This is a genomic window from Basilea psittacipulmonis DSM 24701 (assembly GCF_000743945.1).
GTDB classification, from domain to species: domain Bacteria; phylum Pseudomonadota; class Gammaproteobacteria; order Burkholderiales; family Burkholderiaceae_B; genus Basilea; species Basilea psittacipulmonis.
In genome coordinates this window covers 747,262-762,669 of sequence record NZ_CP009238.1, presented here as the reverse complement: position 1 = coordinate 762,669, position 15,408 = coordinate 747,262, and the positions used below count along the sequence as shown (strand labels likewise).

The window sequence follows — 15,408 nt, the reverse complement described above, 5'->3', positions numbered from 1 at the left end:
GATTATTCTATTTCAACCTTACGTACATCCGCGGCTAATTTATCTAATACACCATTGATAAATTTAAAACCATCTGTCCCACCCAGTTCTTTGGCCAATTCAATCGCTTCATTGATAATCACACGATACGGCGTTTCTAAGTTATAAACAAACTCATAACTAGCCAATAGCAAGATAGCGTGTTCAACAGGCGATAATTCAGCAACAGGACGTTCGATATAAGGAGCAAACTTCTCTCTTAACTCACCTGCATGCTGATATACCCCGTAAATCAACTTTTGTAAGAACTCGCGATCAGCATGCTCGTAGTTTTCATCACTATCTTGTGCAACAATATCGTACAAATCTTCAACAGACAAAGCGTCATCATCACTCACAAGATACGCATAAATAGCCTGAATCGCCAATATCCTAGCTACTCGGCGTGCACTGCGTTTAGGTGATCTGGATGGTTTCATTGTTCCTCTTCCTCAGACTCTTCTTCGTCTTCTAGAAAATCTTCTTCATCAAACTCTGGCACCAAATCTAATAAAGTATTGGCCATCTCAACAGCCACATGAGCACAATCACGACCTTTCTCGTCAACACGCTCTGCCGCTTGTTCTTCTGTATCGCAGGTCAATACACCATTCGCGATAGGAATATTCATATCTAGACCTACACGCGTAATCGCTGCCGCACTTTCGTTACTCACGATTTCAAAATGATAGGTTTCACCACGAATCACCGCACCAATCGCAATAAGTGCATCAAACTCTTGTGTGGTTGCCATGGTCTGCAAAGCCAAACCTAGCTCTAAAGCACCCGCAACCGTTACAACCATAACATTGCTTTCTTCAACCCCTAACTCTTTTAGCTCATCCAAGCAAGCTTCTAATTCAGCAAAAGTGAGTTCTTCATTAAAACGTGCACAAACAATACCAATATGTAAGTCACTACCATCAAGGTTAGGTGTCAATGTAAAAGGTTTCATAATTTAATCCTGTAATGTTTTAAAGCCTGTAACGGTCAAGCCGTATCCTGCCATACTTGGCATTTTACGAGGTACTGCAAGAAGTTGCATGGTGTCCACACCCACATCTCTTAAAATCTGTGCCCCAATGCCGTAATTACGCAAATCATATCGATCTGATACTTTTTTCTCTTGGGATTTTACAGCAGGTTGACGCCATTGGGCAATTTTTGACAAAAGATTTTCTTCTGATCCTTGGCAATTTAACATCACCACTACGCCGACACCATGTTCTTTAATAGCTTTAATCGCATCATTAAATCCCCAACTATGGTCTCCTGAACGATCTAACAAATCTAATACGGAAGTGGGTTCATGAACACGCACTAATACGTCTTCACCTGCTTTTATCTGGCCATAAACCAAAGCAATATGCACCGCTCCAAAGGCTTTATCTTTATAAGCAATCGCTTGAAGATTTCCCCAAACGGTATTTAAAGTATGTTCACCAATTCGCTCGATCATGGTTTCATGTTCAATTCGATATTGGATAAGATCCGCGATCGTGCCGATTTTAAGCTGGTGTTTTTCAGCAAACTTCATCAAATCAGGCAAACGTGCCATCGTCCCATCTTCATTCATGATCTCACAAATAGTCGCTGACGGCGTAAGATTCGCCAGTTTCGTCAAATCACAACCTGCTTCTGTATGACCTGCTCGAACCAACACACCACCAGGTACCGCACGACAAGGGAAAATATGTCCAGGTGACACAATATCAGTAGGTTTGGCATTAGGTCGAGAAGCCACTTTAATGGTCAACGCTCTGTCTGCTGCAGAAATACCTGTCGTCACGCCCTCAGCAGCTTCAATAGACTGAGTAAAATTCGTACCAAAAGACGACCCGTTTACTTGAGCCATCGAGTGTAAATTAAGCTGGTTGGCTTGTTCTGCTGTGATCGTCATACAAATCAGTCCACGTGCATGAGTGGCCATAAAATTAATCGCTTCGGGGGTAATGTAATCCGAAGCCATCAAAATATCGCCTTCATTTTCACGGTCTTCATCATCGACCATAATCACCATTCTGCCTTGACGCAATTCTTCTACTATTTCTTCTGTAGTGGCAATTTGATTTTCATTCATCATTTATAAGCTAAAACTTTTTGATAATTTCGATATTTTAACACCTTTATGAACATATTAATTTACAATATAAATAGAAACTACCAATAGGAGGTGTTTTATGAGAAACACTCAGTTAAGCAGTACCTCCCTATCCCCAAGCCTTTATTTTTGGTTACGTACACAGTCTATCTCCACGAAATTTTCCAATCAGTGGCGTGTAGAGTTAAGAAAACGTTTCCAAAGCACCATTGCTCGTTATGAGTTATTGGCTGTTTTAGAGGATGAGGACAAGGGTTTATGTATGGGCGATATTGCACAACGACTGATGGTCAGTAACGGCAATGTCACTATCGTCACGAAACAATTAGCTAAAACAGGGCTAATTATCCGGAAAAACAATCCTGAAGATTATCGAAGTTCGATCCTATCGCTTTCTGATGAAGGACAAAAACTCATCAAAGAAATGAATCGTGCTTTGCATGAATTAATCGAAAAAACCATCGGTAAACTTGATATCCAATCACTAAAAGCGGTGAATGAAAAGCTCGATGAATTGGATTATCACTTATCGACAAGTGAGTAAACCCACCCAAGCCAATAGTTTTTTTTACTATTGGCTTATTCGTTTTCTATCCCCAATAAAGCATTGGCAAATTCTTTGGCACGAAACGCTTGTAAATCTTCGATATGTTCACCCACCCCAATCCAATAAACGGGAATAGGTCTGACACCACCTGTGCCTGCTGCAACCGCCGCTAAAATACCACCTTTTGCAGTGCCGTCTAATTTTGTCACCACTAAACCTGTTAATGACACGGCTTCATCGAATGCCTTAATCTGAGCCAGTGCATTTTGACCCGTATTACCATCAACGACCAATAAGGATTCGTGAGGAGCTTGTTCATTAGCTTTTTGAATAACCTTACGAATTTTTGATAGTTCTTTCATCAAGTGCTGTTGAGTAGGCAGTCTTCCTGCTGTATCCACCATGACCACCTGAGCACCTCTGGCCTTGCCTGCATTTACGGCATCAAACGCCACGGCAGCGGGATCGCCTCCATCTTGTGCGATCACCGTGACTTGATTTCTTTTGCCCCACTCGACTAACTGCTCTTTAGCGGCCGCTCTAAACGTATCGCCAGCTGCTAGCAAGACGGAGGCTCCTTGAAGTTGGAATTGACGAGCTAATTTACCAATCGAAGTCGTTTTTCCTGCACCGTTAACACCTGAAATCATGACGACCAAAGGTTTATCCGCAAATACATCAAATGATTTTTCCAAAGGTTTTAAATGCTCGATCAATAAATCTCTCAAAGCATATTTAACAGCCGTCGCATCGGTAATTTTTTCTTTTTTAACCTTTTGACGTAATTTATCTAACAAAGAGGTAGTGGCTTCCATACCACTATCGGCCATAATCAACGCTGTTTCTAGTTCTTCAAAAAGCTGTTCATCTACTTTAACGCCTACAAAAACCGTACTAATTTGAGACCCAGTTTTAGACAAACCTTTTTTAAGACGTGCAAACCAAGACAGTTTCGGTGCTGGCGTTTCTTCTGCGACCACTTTTTCCTGAATTGGTGCTGGTTCCACCGCCTCCGTCACAGGCGTTTCCACTACATCAACGGTTTCGTTTACTTGGAGTGGATTCGTTACTTCAGCTTGCCCTACAGGCGTTTCCACTACATCAACGGTTTCGTTTACTTGGGGCGGATTTGTTGCTTGTTCACTTTGGACAGAAACAGTTTCTACGCGGACAGCATCTGACACAGGATGGAGTAACGCTTGCTCAGAAGTCGATGTAAGACTTGTTTTCCCCTGGTCCTCTGCGTCCATCCTAAGGCTTGCTTTCGCTTCATTCTCCGCGTCAATCTGAAGGTTTTCAGCATTTTCTTGAGCGGCGGGCTCCCCTACTTCATCCATTGATGGTGGCGATACCGACTCACGAGTTAAGCCAGCGTCGTCATCGTTTGTGGGGGTAGATGGTGTTTGATTTTCAGTTTGAGTTTTGCTTTTATCTTTTCTTTTAAAAAAACGAAACATAATATCCGCGAAATAAATTTGATGTTTTAAAATAGCTACTATTTTAACAGTATAAAACGATAATAATGTCAAAATACAGTATTCGCATTATTGGCGGTTCATGCAAACGTTCAAATATACCTGTTGCTGAGGTTCCAGGGTTAAGACCCACGCCTAATCGCGTTCGTGAGACCTTATTTAACTGGTTAGAACACCTTTGGCATCACCAATTTCAAGATAAGTCGATCTTAGATTTATTTGCAGGTAGCGGTGCTTTAGGATTTGAAGCGGCTTCACGGGGGGCTTTTCATGTACAAATGGTGGAAAACCATCCTGTTGCTTTGTCCAATCTTAGACAAGTTCGAGATAAATTAAAACTCTCGCAAGTTCGGATTCACAATCATGATGCCTATCTTGTGCTGTCTCGAATGGATGCCAGTCGTTTTGATTTGGTGTTATTAGATCCGCCTTTTAATGAAGGACATATTGAAAAAGTCATGCCTTATATGAACGGTATTTTAAAACCTGATGGACTAATCTATATTGAGTCCGAACACCGCGTCACACTTGATGATAATTACCTCATGATTCGCGAGGGCAAGGCAGGACAAGTTTATTATCAACTTTTTCAACGACAATCATGAACAAAATTGCTATTTATCCCGGTACATTTGATCCTTTTACCAAAGGCCATGAAGACCTTGTTCGTCGTGCGTCTAAACTATTTGATACCCTTATCGTGGGTATTGCCAGTAGTCAGAAGAAAAACCCTTTGTTTCAACTTGAAGAACGCATTGAAATTGCCCAAAAAGTCCTTGCTAACTGTCAGAATGTACAAGTCAAAGGATTTACAGGCTTATTGAGTCAATTTGTCAAAGAAAATCAAGCCTCCACTATCATTCGCGGATTAAGAGCGGTGTCGGATTTTGAATATGAGTTTCAAATGGCAGGCATGAATCGTCATTTATTACCGAATGTTGAAACACTTTTTCTGATGCCCTCCGATCAATATCAATTTGTTTCTGGCACTTTTGTACGCGAAATTGCCCTATTAGGCGGAGATGTGAGTGATTTTGTATCCCCTATCGTTCAGTCTTATTTAACGCCGAAAGTCAAGGCTTATCAAGAAAAATTAAAGTAATCACTTTGTTGTTTTTTTAGGTACTTAAACGGTAAGCATCGTTATTTTTATAGAATACTTAGAAATGGGTATGTTACCATAGTGACAGTAGGTGATTTTTAGGAGACAGACATTCCCTACTGACGCAGCGGATGTTGTAGGAGACAACGCATCCGCTCACGACATACTAATAAAGCGATTGCTATCATGAACACAAAAAAACTACTCTTTATCGCCATGGTTTTTGGCTTGATAGGGGCTAAGCATCTAACTCCTCAAGACTTGTATAAAAAGGGGCTACATGAGTTAGAAGCACCGAACGGCAACCTAACCCTCGCTGTTGACTATTTTCTAAAAGCGGCACAGAAAAACTATGCACCCGCCCAATTCACATTAGGAAACTTATATCGCGAAGGCAAAGGAGTCACCAGTAATTGCCAGAAAGCCATCCATTATTACGAACTGGCCGCGAAACAAAATATCCAAGCCGCCCAATTTAACCTCTCTTTAATTTACAGCGATCACAGCTGCGTACCTGCTGATTTAAAAAAATCGATCGACTATCTCAAACAAGCCGCGGATAATGGCTATGCACGGGCCCAGTACAATCTTGCCTTGTATTATTTAGACGATTCACATGAGAAAGCCTTATTCTATCTTAATCAAGCCACCAAAAATCGCTTTGCTCCCGCTTATTTCCTGCTAGCCCGACTCTATGAAGAGGGGGAAATACTGCCAGCTAATGCTGAAAAAGCGTTTCATCTTTACCAAAAAGCAGAACAAAAAGGTCACATCCCCGCTTCTTATGCACTCGGATTGATGTACTACAATGGACATGGGACTAAGAAAAACTTAAAGATGGCTGTGCTTTACATCCAAAAAGCCGCTGATAAAGGCCATAAACAGGCGACCTTTGATCTCGGTCTGATGTATGAAAACGGTGATGGTGTCAAACAGGACTTAAAAAAAGCCATCCATTACTACCAACTGGCGGCCCAAGCAGAACATGCCACAGCGTATTTTAAATTAGGATTCATTTATGAAAGTGGCCTACTCGGTCATCATGACTTTAAAAAAGCAATTGATATGTACCATCAAGCCGCTATTTTTGGGAATTTTAACGGTATGCTGAACATTGGCATTATGTATGCAGGCGGTACAGGAGTGCCTCAAGATTACAAAAAAGCCATGCAGTATTTTAAAGTGGCTGCACAAAATGGCGTAGCAAATGCCCAATACAACGTCGCGATTCTTTATTTTTACGGCAAAGGCACCCACATTGATCTAGATTTATCTTACAAATGGATGCAGACGGCTTGTATTAATGAGTTAGAAAAGGCTTGTGAGGCCAAGATAAATATGTATCACAATATCCAAGGACAGTTTAAAGTTAACTAAGCTCACTGAATCGCTAGATGAACTCAGATGATTTGGACAAACACGCAAAAAGCGTTAAAATCATCACTTCTTAATTTTTTGAGTATCAGAATATGGCTTTAATCATCGATGATGAGTGTATTAATTGTGACGTTTGTGAACCACAGTGTCCCAATAAGGCCATCTCTATGGGACCCGACTTTTACGTCATTAATCCCGACTTATGTACAGAATGCGTAGGCCATACTGGCGAACCTGGTTGCGTAAAAGTCTGTCCAGTTGAATGCATTCACCCTGATCCTCAACACCTTGAAACACAAGAAGAACTGACGATCAAATTTCACAAAATTATGTCACAAAAAACCGAAACATCTGGTCATGCATTACCTAGTCAGCACAACGTTTCACCAGCTTCATCAAACGATAGTGACGACCCAACAAGGTAGTAAACCACGTCTGTGCAAGTTTACCCTCGTCCACCGCATCATATCGACCTTTTTCTGGAACGATGATTTTTTCCCACAAGGTTTCATCATCTTCCCACACCTGCATCGCGATATCCAATCGTAACATGCCTTTTGCTTGAATAATCAAATCACCAAAGCGATGCGTAATCGTCAACATCGATAAATCCAAGACATCGACTTGATTTTCTGCATTCAACAAACACCATTTTTCTTGGTATTCAGGATCAAAGGAACGTTGCAATACTGCACTTTGTTGTGATGGAACAAAAGGATGAATAAGCTTCATGAAGATTCCAATATTAGAGTAACTGGGCCATCATTCATCAGGCTAACATGCATATCGGCCCCAAATACACCTGTTTCAACTTTTTTGCCTAACTGCTGACTAAGTGCTTGGACAAATTGGTCAAATAAGGGTTTTGAAAGATTCGCCGGTGCAGCCATATGCCATGAAGGTCGATTCCCTTTTTTGGTATCGGCCATTAAGGTAAACTGACTGCCAAAATATCGCCCTGCACGTCCAAAATAGAACGGTTCATCACCCCTTTTTCATCATTCATCAATCGTAGTTTCACGATCTTTTCAGCCATTTTCAGTAGATCCGCTTGTGTATCATCATGTGCGATACCCACCAATAATAAATAACCAATGGCGATCTGCCCTACTACTTGTTGATCTACGGAAACACTAGCTTGAGAGACTCTTTGTAACACGACTTTCATTTATCTTCTAACCATGCAATGATAAATTGACTCAACTGTGCTACCGAAACTTTAGCTGCTTGCACCATTTCGATGGTCTGTGCTTCCTTAAAAGGAACAGAGAAGTTAAAAGAGGTTTGTTTAATGGGTAAATTCCGCTTACCGTCAATTAAAGTGGCCATACCCGTTAAGACAAAGGCCTTGTCATCTAGATGAGCCGAAAAATCTGATAATTGAATTTGCAAATTATATTCGCCATATACCAAATCACTAGCTTTTAACACGGCTTTCCATCGTTTGGCTTGTTCCAGTTGTTGAATCACTGTGTCTTGGATAAGATCGGCCGCACTATCAGCCCATTTACCATCAGCCAGCACCATCATTTGTGTATCTTTTTGGACAATAATATTATTACTATCCAAGAACTTGCTCATATTAGGACGATTGATGATCAGACTATAAGGGTGATAGGTTTTGACTTCTTTGGTAGCATAAACCGTCTTAGATAGGTCATAAACACTCGCCGCAGGTAGCTTATCATAAAGGCTACAAGCCGATAACATCAAACAAGTCAATAGGCTTACTTTTTTGATCATGGTCGGTATTCCTTTAAATTCTGTCCTTCAATCATATACTGCAAAGGTTTATCTTTGAGGTCTTGCAAAATACTTTTCATCGTCACCATGGCATCCTCAAACGATTTCAATGCAGGGGCAATTCTGGCAATGCCTTTTGTACCCTGTGTGACGGCATATTGGTTATCTTCAAATAGCTGGCGAATCACTAAAGAAGTTTGGTTGATATTATCAATCGCTTGTTGTGCATCTTTTAGCAAGCTCTTACCACCTTGTTGTGCAAAGTGATTCACTTCTTTGGAGATTTGTTCCAAAGAACTCATGGTATTGTTTATACTATCCATCAAGCCCGAAAACTTTTGTTCAAATTCAGGATCGAGCACATTCGAGACAGCATGCGAGATTTTTTCGATATTTTCTAATGTTTGATTAAATGATTGGATATTATTAGGTGAGAAAAGCTTATTAACATTCACCGAAAGCTGCGTCAAATTCTGCATTAAATCCTGACCATTATTGATAAGAGCGGCCAAACTAGATTCTATCGCAACAATCTCAGGAGCGGGATCATCGATATCCTTAGCTCCCTCAATCGGTGCCGAGGTCGTGTCGCCCCCTTTTAACGAAATAACCGCTAGTCCTGTAACACCTTTGATGGTTAATCTTGCTTTTACGCCAGAATACACCGTCACATCAGCAGGCAATCTTATCTTTGCCACCACACGATTAGGCTGATGAGGATCTAATGATAAACGCACCACTTCCCCCACTGAAAGGCCGCTGTATTCCACCGCACTGCCTCGTGACAAACCGCTGACACCATCATTAAAAATAACGGTATAGTAACGCGATGCCTTATGTTCAAAACCATGGCTAAAAAATAACACCATCAGCATCGCCAATATGATGACCCCCACTGTAAATGAGCCAATCAAAATATGTTTAGCTTTAGGTTCCATTATTTTCTCCTATTGCAAAATAAGCAGCACGACCTCTAGGACCATGGAAATATGCTTGAATCCAAGCATTATCAATCTGCTCAATGACCGATAAAGGTTCATTTGCTAATACTTTTTTATCATACAAAACCGCCACACGATCGCAAATCGTATATAAAGAATCCAGATCGTGTGTGACCATCACAATCGTCAACTTCAATGCTTTTTTCAATGTCAGCACCAATTGATCAAAGCTGGACGCAGCGATAGGATCTAGCCCTGCGGTCGGTTCATCTAAAAATAAAATCTCTGGATCTAATGCCAAGGCCCTTGCCAAGGCAGCTCTTTTTATCATCCCACCTGATAATTCCAAAGGGTATTTATCAGCCGCTAATGGTGGCAACCCGACTAAGGCAATCTTCATTCTGGCAATTTCATGAGCTTCTGAACGACTTAATCCCTGTTGTTCAATTAAGGGAAAAGAAACATTATCCAGCACATTTAAGGACGAATATAAAGCACCTTGTTGAAACAAAACGCCGATACGCTTACTCATCCGCATACGTTCTGTTTGAGACATTGTTAATATATCTTGTCCAAAAAGATTAATTTGTCCAGAAGTCGGTTGATTCAATCCTAATATGGTACGTAACAGAACAGATTTTCCTGTTCCTGAACCACCAACAATCCCCACGATCTCATCCGAATAGACGGTAAAATCTAAGTGTTCGTGAACAATTTGTGGGCCAAATGAATTACATAAATCTTTGACCGCTATCATTGTTTGTCTCACCATCCCATCTCCATACAAAAGATCGCAAAGATAGCGTCTAACAAAATGACCATAAAAATAGATTGAACCACACTGGATGTCGTATGTTCGCCTACTGATTGAGCACTACTTTCGACTTTAAATCCTTCTGTACAGCCAATCATCGCAATCACAATAGCCATCACAGGTGCTTTGGACAACCCTACAAAAAAATGCGATACCGATATACTGGATTCTAATTCGACTAAAAAAATCGTCGGTGAGATATTTAAGGAAACCATGCAAACTAGCATCCCACCTAGCAATCCACATATCATGCCGATAACCGTTAACAAAGGCAAAGCAATAAACAATGCCAATACCCTTGGTATCACAAGCAATTCTAATAGTGAAGAACCGCTGGCTTTGAGTGCATCCAATTCCTCATTAACCTTCATCGAACCTATTTGAGCGGTGTAAGCACTGGCTGTCCGCCCGGCCACTAATATCGCTACCAATATTACGGCGAACTCTCTTAAAAATGAGAATCCAACCAATCTCACCGTATAAATTTCCACACCAAAGGTACTCAACACCGTGGCACCTAAAAAAGCTACCACTGCCCCGACCATAAACGTCATCAAGGCGATAATAGGAACCGCCTCAAAACCTGCTGTTTGCAAATGATAGAGTGTCGAGGTTAAACGCCAAGTTTTGGGTTTAAAAAGATGTAAAAAAAGATACGACAATACTTCACCGAACATCCCTAATAATCGCAATTGGCCATGCCAAAGACGTTCGATAAACATCCCCAATTCTTCCAGTATATTGAATCGGCGTGATGGTTTAACGGGTGAGACCTTAGACGTTTCAACCGCTTGTAATACGGCTTGAATTAAAGCAAAATGCCCTTTTTCATCTTGAGGATGATGCGTTAAATAGTCTCTTATCTTTTCTGCTCCTGCATACTGAATCAGAAGCTGAGCCCCTGATGTATCGATTACCTCGATATGGCTTAAATCAATATGCGTAAAAGATGCTGGTCCTTGCACACTATCACGAAGACGTTGATAATGTGCTAGGGTCCACGAACCGCAGATATACAAGGTATCATCTTTTTGGTAAAGATAAGATTCTTGAGTCATAAAGTCCTTTTGATTAGACATTAAATAAGAAGTTTAAAACATCTCCATCTTGTACAATATAGTCTTTTCCTTCAGCTCGCATTTTTCCAGCTTCTTTAGCACCTTGTTCACCTTTATACTGGATAAAATCTTCGTAAGAAATGGTTTGAGCTCTAATAAACCCGCGTTCAAAGTCGGTGTGAATCACGCCTGCTGCCTTAGGTGCCGTGTCGCCTATTTTAATCGTCCATGCACGTACTTCCTTAACCCCAGCCGTAAAGTAAGTCTGTAGCCCTAATAGTTTAAAGCCCGCACGAATCACGCGATTTAATCCAGGTTCTTGCATTCCCATATCTTCTAGGAAAATAGCTTTATCCGTCTCATCTAAATCCGCAATTTCAGCCTCGATCGCCGCACAAACGGCCACCACAGGGGCATTTTCTTGGTCAGCAAACGCTTTTACTTTGTCTAAGAAAGGATTATTGTCAAAACCATCTTCTTTAACATTGGCAACATACATCGCTGGTTTAGCCGTGATAAAGCAAAATGTTTTAATCAAAGCTTTTTCTTCATCATCTAAACTCATCGAGCGAATGGATTTTGCTTCATTCAGTACATTAATAATACGTTCTAATACCGCACAAAGTTTTTGGGAATCTTTATCGCCTGCACGAGCCGTTTTTTGGGCTTTCTGAAGTGCTTTTTCAGCACTAGCCAAATCGGCCAATGCTAACTCGGTGTTAATCACTTCTATATCTCGTAAAGGATCAACAGACCCTGATACATGCACGACGTTCTCGTCTTCAAAACAACGCACCACGTGCACAATCGCATCTGTCTCACGGATATTTGCTAAGAACTGATTTCCCAAGCCCTCACCTTTTGAGGCACCTGCCACCAAGCCTGCAATATCCACAAACTCAACTGTTGCAGGCAACACACGTTCAGGCTTGACGATTTCAGCTAATTTATCTAAACGAGGGTCGGGAACTTCCACAATCCCAACATTAGGCTCGATCGTGCAAAACGGATAATTCTCTGCTGCAATACCCGCCTTTGTTAACGCGTTAAAAAGTGTTGATTTTCCAACATTAGGAAGTCCTACAATACCACATTGAAGTGCCATAATTTTGATCCTTTATACAAGTTCTTTCTGCATCGAAAGAAAAAACAATATCATTGCTGTTGCCGTGGCATTATTCAATACATGCAATACGATTGAAGCCACGATGCCAGATCGAATTCTGATAAAGCTCAGCACCAAACCGGCAAAAAATTGGGGGAGTACTATCATCGTGAGAAACGGCAGTTTCTCAGTCGTAAAATTTGTAAACGAGAAGTTAAACACATGCAACATCGCAAACAAATAAATCACTGAAAAAACGATAATACCATAATGTTTGTAAACAAATTTGGCTCGGGCCATATTGACTTTCTTTTCTTGAAAATACAACGCCCCTGTCAATAAAATCAACTCCAAGCATAAGATAAACTTATTCTTAGTCAGGAACAAACAAAGAAAAATCAAAGGAAAATACCACCAAATGATTTTAGGTGCTCGCAAAGAATATCTAAACACCATTTCTTCAATCAGCGGGGCTAAGAAAATAGCATAAAACAAAATGGTGACATCTTGAAACATTTCAGGGCTCATCGCATATTCTGATCCCACCAACCTTTCACCAGCTTGAAAAGAAACAGGTGCAAATATAAAAATATTCACAAACAATACAAAAAACAACCATTTCACCAAAAGCGAAATCGGCATATTCAGGCGAAATAGACCTGTGTTGCGTAACGGTCGTTTAATCGCGGTACGAGGATTTTTTAAAAATTCCCAAAAATCACATAACTCGATAAGAAACGTTCTTTTGTACGACATCACTTTTCCCTTAGTATTCGATTTGCCTCATCAAACTGTTCTAATACTATTTTTTCAATTGCCCAATATGATTTATCGATCATGGCCTGTATCTCATTCTGATCTTCTTTACGAGGAGGACTTAATACATAATCAAACACTTGCTGTGCCATCCCCAAGGTTCTAGGATGTCCAATGCCTAGACGTAATCGCCAAAAGTTCGGCGTACCTAACTGTGCTTGAATATCTTTAAGACCGTTGTGGCCTGCATGACCGCCGCCTTTCTTTAACTTCACTTCACCTGGCGGTAGATCTAACTCATCATGCACCACTAAGATCGCTTCTGGCGATATCTTGTAAAACTGGCTCAACGCACGAACAGACTGTCCCGAACGATTCATAAATGTTGTTGGTTTCAACAAGAAAACAGGATGCGACTGAATCATCACTTTGGCCACCTCACCAAAAAATCCTGATTCAAGCTTAAATGAAACCCCTAAATGGTTCGCCACATCATCTAACAACCAAAATCCTGCATTATGACGTGTTTTTTCGTACTGTTTTCCGGGATTACCCAAGCCCACTATTAATTTAATAGACATAGCCTCGTTTCTTATAAATCTTAACATTATACATCATCTAAAAATCTCGCATTCAATCGTATTTTCAGATGATTTGAGAATAAAAATAAAGGCACCCCTTGGGGTGCCTCTGATGTAAAAAAAGAATGATTAAGCTTCTGCTGTTGTTTCTTCTTGAGTAGCTTCTGCATCCTCTTGAGATGCTGCTTCTTGAATCACGCTAGCTACCGCTACCACTGCACTTTCATCAGCAACATGTGTAAACTGAACGCCTTCAGGAGCGATCAAGTTAGCAACGGTCAATACGTCGCCATCATTCATCTTAGACAAATCAACATCGATATGGCTTGGTAAATGACGAGGCAAGCAAGAGATTTCTACTTCGTTCATAACGGTGTTAATTTGGGCACCTTGTTCTTTCACAGCAGGAGAAATCTCTGCGTTCAAGAAATGTAATGGAACAGATGTCGTTAACATTTCACCTGCTTTCACACGTTGGAAATCGATGTGAAGCACTTGTGGTTTATAAGGGTGCCATTGTGATGCACGCAATAAAACTTGTTCCACTTTACCATCAATAGATAATTCTAGGATAGAAGAGTGAAACGCTTCTTTTTGTAGTGCATAATAAATTTCGTTATGATCAAGATCGATCGATACAGCAGGCTCTCCACCACCATAAACGATACCAGGTAAACGACCTGCACGGCGAAGGCGGCGGCTCGCACTCGATCCTTGAACACCTCTAGTCACTGCATTAAACTTCATGGAAAACTCCAAAATAAAAAAAAACGCCTTACGGCAAATGCCTAATACCGCGACCAGTATTAGGCCCCAAAAAGTACCTTATTCAGTAAATAAAGCACTCACAGATTCTGTATGAGCAATACGTAAAATCGTTTCACCCAACAATGCTGCACAAGACAGCTGACGAATTTTAACAGATTTTTTCGCTTCGTCTGATAAAGGAATTGTATTCGTTACAACTAATTCGTCTAGTACAGATGTATTGATTCTTTCGATAGCAGGGCCAGAAAGAACTGGGTGAGTACAATAAGCCGACACTTCAGTGGCCCCTCTTTCTTTCAATGCCTCAGCGGCTTTACACAAGGTACCCGCTGTATCGACCATATCATCCACAATAATACATTTACGTTCTTTAATTTCACCGATGATGTTCATCACTTCAGATACATTCGCACGTGGACGACGTTTGTCGATAATCGCCAAATCACATCCTAGCTGTTTAGCGGTAGCACGAGCACGAACAACACCACCAATATCAGGGGATACGACAACCAAATCCTCTTTCTGAGCGTATTTTTTGCGCATATCCGCAATCAATACCTGTGAAGCGTAAATATTATCCACAGGAATATCAAAAAAGCCCTGAATCTGATCTGCATGTAAGTCCATCGTTAAAATACGATCCACCCCTACTGACTGAAGCATATTAGCAACGACTTTCGCACTAATTGCCACACGTGCAGAACGTGGACGACGATCCTGACGGGCATAACCAAAATAAGGGATAGCGGCGGTAATACGACCTGCCGAAGCACGACGAAGTGCATCCACCATAATCATCATTTCCATCAGATTATCATTCGTAGGAGCACAAGTAGGCTGAAGAACGAAAACATCGCGACCACGAACATTTTCTAGAATTTCAACCATCGCTTCACCGTCAGAAAACTGACCAACGGTCATCTTACCTAAAGGCATATTCAGATGTTCGACTACCTCTTTAGCAAGTTCAGTGTTCGCTGTACCTGTAAAGATCATGAAGTCATTAGGAGTATTTAGCGCTG

Annotated in this window: 18 protein-coding genes and 2 pseudogenes; 5 read left to right on the top strand and 15 right to left on the bottom strand. The window is 41.0% G+C overall.

Going from position 1 to position 15,408, the window contains the following annotated elements; genetic code table 11:
• Nucleotides 1-2: 2 nt before the first annotated feature.
• The 3 genes from nusB to ribBA are packed head-to-tail and all read right to left on the bottom strand — an operon-like array spanning nucleotide 3 to nucleotide 2,101.
• Nucleotides 3-458: a transcription antitermination factor NusB gene (gene nusB / locus IX83_RS03335; protein ID WP_038499175.1), complete on the bottom strand. Its 456-nt coding sequence runs from the start codon at nucleotides 456-458 to the stop codon at nucleotides 3-5.
• Complete coding sequence (gene ribH, locus IX83_RS03330; RefSeq protein ID WP_038499173.1) at nucleotides 455-973, bottom strand: 6,7-dimethyl-8-ribityllumazine synthase; 519 nt, start codon at nucleotides 971-973, stop codon at nucleotides 455-457. The genes nusB and ribH overlap by 4 nt, the downstream gene beginning before the upstream one ends.
• A 3-nt stretch (nucleotides 974-976) precedes the next feature.
• A complete protein-coding gene (ribBA, locus tag IX83_RS03325) occupies nucleotides 977-2,101 on the bottom strand; it encodes a bifunctional 3,4-dihydroxy-2-butanone-4-phosphate synthase/GTP cyclohydrolase II (RefSeq protein ID WP_038499171.1) in 1,125 nt (374 codons plus the stop codon).
• Between the two features lie 97 nt (nucleotides 2,102-2,198).
• On the opposite strand from ribBA, the gene IX83_RS08545 reads away from it, so the two are divergent.
• Nucleotides 2,199-2,663, top strand: coding sequence for a MarR family winged helix-turn-helix transcriptional regulator (locus IX83_RS08545; RefSeq protein ID WP_051919214.1), 465 nt, complete (start codon nucleotides 2,199-2,201; stop codon nucleotides 2,661-2,663).
• A 35-nt stretch (nucleotides 2,664-2,698) separates the two neighbouring features.
• On the opposite strand, the gene ftsY is transcribed toward IX83_RS08545, so the two are convergent.
• Nucleotides 2,699-4,123 carry a signal recognition particle-docking protein FtsY gene (gene ftsY / locus IX83_RS03315; protein ID WP_038499169.1) on the bottom strand — a complete coding sequence of 475 codons (1,425 nt, stop codon included), beginning with the start codon at nucleotides 4,121-4,123 and terminating at the stop codon, nucleotides 2,699-2,701.
• Nucleotides 4,124-4,188: 65 nt separating this feature from the next.
• Here ftsY and rsmD point away from each other — a divergent pair, with 65 nt between their 5' ends.
• The 4 genes and pseudogenes from rsmD to IX83_RS08800 form a co-directional block, all read left to right on the top strand.
• Nucleotides 4,189-4,746, top strand: a complete 558-nt coding sequence (rsmD, locus tag IX83_RS03310) for a 16S rRNA (guanine(966)-N(2))-methyltransferase RsmD (RefSeq protein WP_038499166.1) — start codon at nucleotides 4,189-4,191, stop codon at nucleotides 4,744-4,746.
• Complete coding sequence (gene coaD / locus IX83_RS03305; RefSeq protein ID WP_038499163.1) at nucleotides 4,743-5,243, top strand: pantetheine-phosphate adenylyltransferase; 501 nt, start codon at nucleotides 4,743-4,745, stop codon at nucleotides 5,241-5,243. The genes rsmD and coaD overlap by 4 nt, the downstream gene beginning before the upstream one ends.
• Before the next feature lie 186 nt (nucleotides 5,244-5,429).
• Nucleotides 5,430-6,620 (top strand): SEL1-like repeat protein, encoded by a 1,191-nt coding sequence (locus IX83_RS03300; protein WP_051919211.1) that lies wholly within the window; start codon nucleotides 5,430-5,432, stop codon nucleotides 6,618-6,620.
• Between the two features lie 92 nt (nucleotides 6,621-6,712).
• Nucleotides 6,713-6,964 (top strand): annotated as a pseudogene (locus IX83_RS08800) (YfhL family 4Fe-4S dicluster ferredoxin); the annotation flags it as partial.
• Nucleotides 6,965-6,986: 22 nt separating this feature from the next.
• Here the strand turns inward: IX83_RS08800 and IX83_RS03295 are convergent.
• The 11 genes and pseudogenes from IX83_RS03295 to IX83_RS03245 form a co-directional block, all read right to left on the bottom strand.
• Nucleotides 6,987-7,352: a hypothetical protein gene (locus IX83_RS03295; protein WP_051919208.1), complete on the bottom strand. Its 366-nt coding sequence runs from the start codon at nucleotides 7,350-7,352 to the stop codon at nucleotides 6,987-6,989.
• Nucleotides 7,349-7,788, bottom strand: a pseudogene (dtd, locus tag IX83_RS03290) (D-aminoacyl-tRNA deacylase). Before dtd ends, IX83_RS03295 begins: the two are co-directional and overlap by 4 nt.
• On the bottom strand, nucleotides 7,785-8,363 hold the full coding sequence (locus IX83_RS03285; protein ID WP_038499160.1) for an ABC-type transport auxiliary lipoprotein family protein: 579 nt from the start codon (nucleotides 8,361-8,363) through the stop codon (nucleotides 7,785-7,787). Before IX83_RS03285 ends, dtd begins: the two are co-directional and overlap by 4 nt.
• A complete protein-coding gene (locus IX83_RS03280; protein WP_038499156.1) occupies nucleotides 8,360-9,301 on the bottom strand; it encodes an MlaD family protein in 942 nt (313 codons plus the stop codon). The genes IX83_RS03285 and IX83_RS03280 overlap by 4 nt, the downstream gene beginning before the upstream one ends.
• Nucleotides 9,291-10,076 (bottom strand): ABC transporter ATP-binding protein, encoded by a 786-nt coding sequence (locus IX83_RS03275; protein WP_038499153.1) that lies wholly within the window; start codon nucleotides 10,074-10,076, stop codon nucleotides 9,291-9,293. The genes IX83_RS03280 and IX83_RS03275 overlap by 11 nt, the downstream gene beginning before the upstream one ends.
• A complete protein-coding gene (locus IX83_RS03270; protein WP_051919649.1) occupies nucleotides 10,070-11,176 on the bottom strand; it encodes an ABC transporter permease in 1,107 nt (368 codons plus the stop codon). Before IX83_RS03270 ends, IX83_RS03275 begins: the two co-directional genes overlap by 7 nt.
• A gap of 13 nt (nucleotides 11,177-11,189) precedes the next feature.
• The gene (gene ychF / locus IX83_RS03265) at nucleotides 11,190-12,281 is read right to left on the bottom strand and encodes a redox-regulated ATPase YchF (RefSeq protein ID WP_038499150.1); all 1,092 of its coding nucleotides are present in this window, start codon (nucleotides 12,279-12,281) and stop codon (nucleotides 11,190-11,192) included.
• 12 nt (nucleotides 12,282-12,293) lie between these two features.
• Entirely contained in the window at nucleotides 12,294-13,037 is a 744-nt protein-coding gene (locus IX83_RS03260; RefSeq protein WP_038499147.1) for a CPBP family glutamic-type intramembrane protease, read from the bottom strand.
• Nucleotides 13,037-13,618: an aminoacyl-tRNA hydrolase gene (gene pth, locus IX83_RS03255; protein WP_038499146.1), complete on the bottom strand. Its 582-nt coding sequence runs from the start codon at nucleotides 13,616-13,618 to the stop codon at nucleotides 13,037-13,039. The genes IX83_RS03260 and pth overlap by 1 nt, the downstream gene beginning before the upstream one ends.
• A gap of 129 nt (nucleotides 13,619-13,747) precedes the next feature.
• Nucleotides 13,748-14,365, bottom strand: coding sequence for a 50S ribosomal protein L25/general stress protein Ctc (locus IX83_RS03250; RefSeq protein ID WP_038499143.1), 618 nt, complete (start codon nucleotides 14,363-14,365; stop codon nucleotides 13,748-13,750).
• 78 nt (nucleotides 14,366-14,443) lie between these two features.
• Nucleotides 14,444-15,382: a ribose-phosphate pyrophosphokinase gene (locus tag IX83_RS03245; protein ID WP_038501463.1), complete on the bottom strand. Its 939-nt coding sequence runs from the start codon at nucleotides 15,380-15,382 to the stop codon at nucleotides 14,444-14,446.
• Between the last annotated feature and the right edge of the window lie 26 nt (nucleotides 15,383-15,408).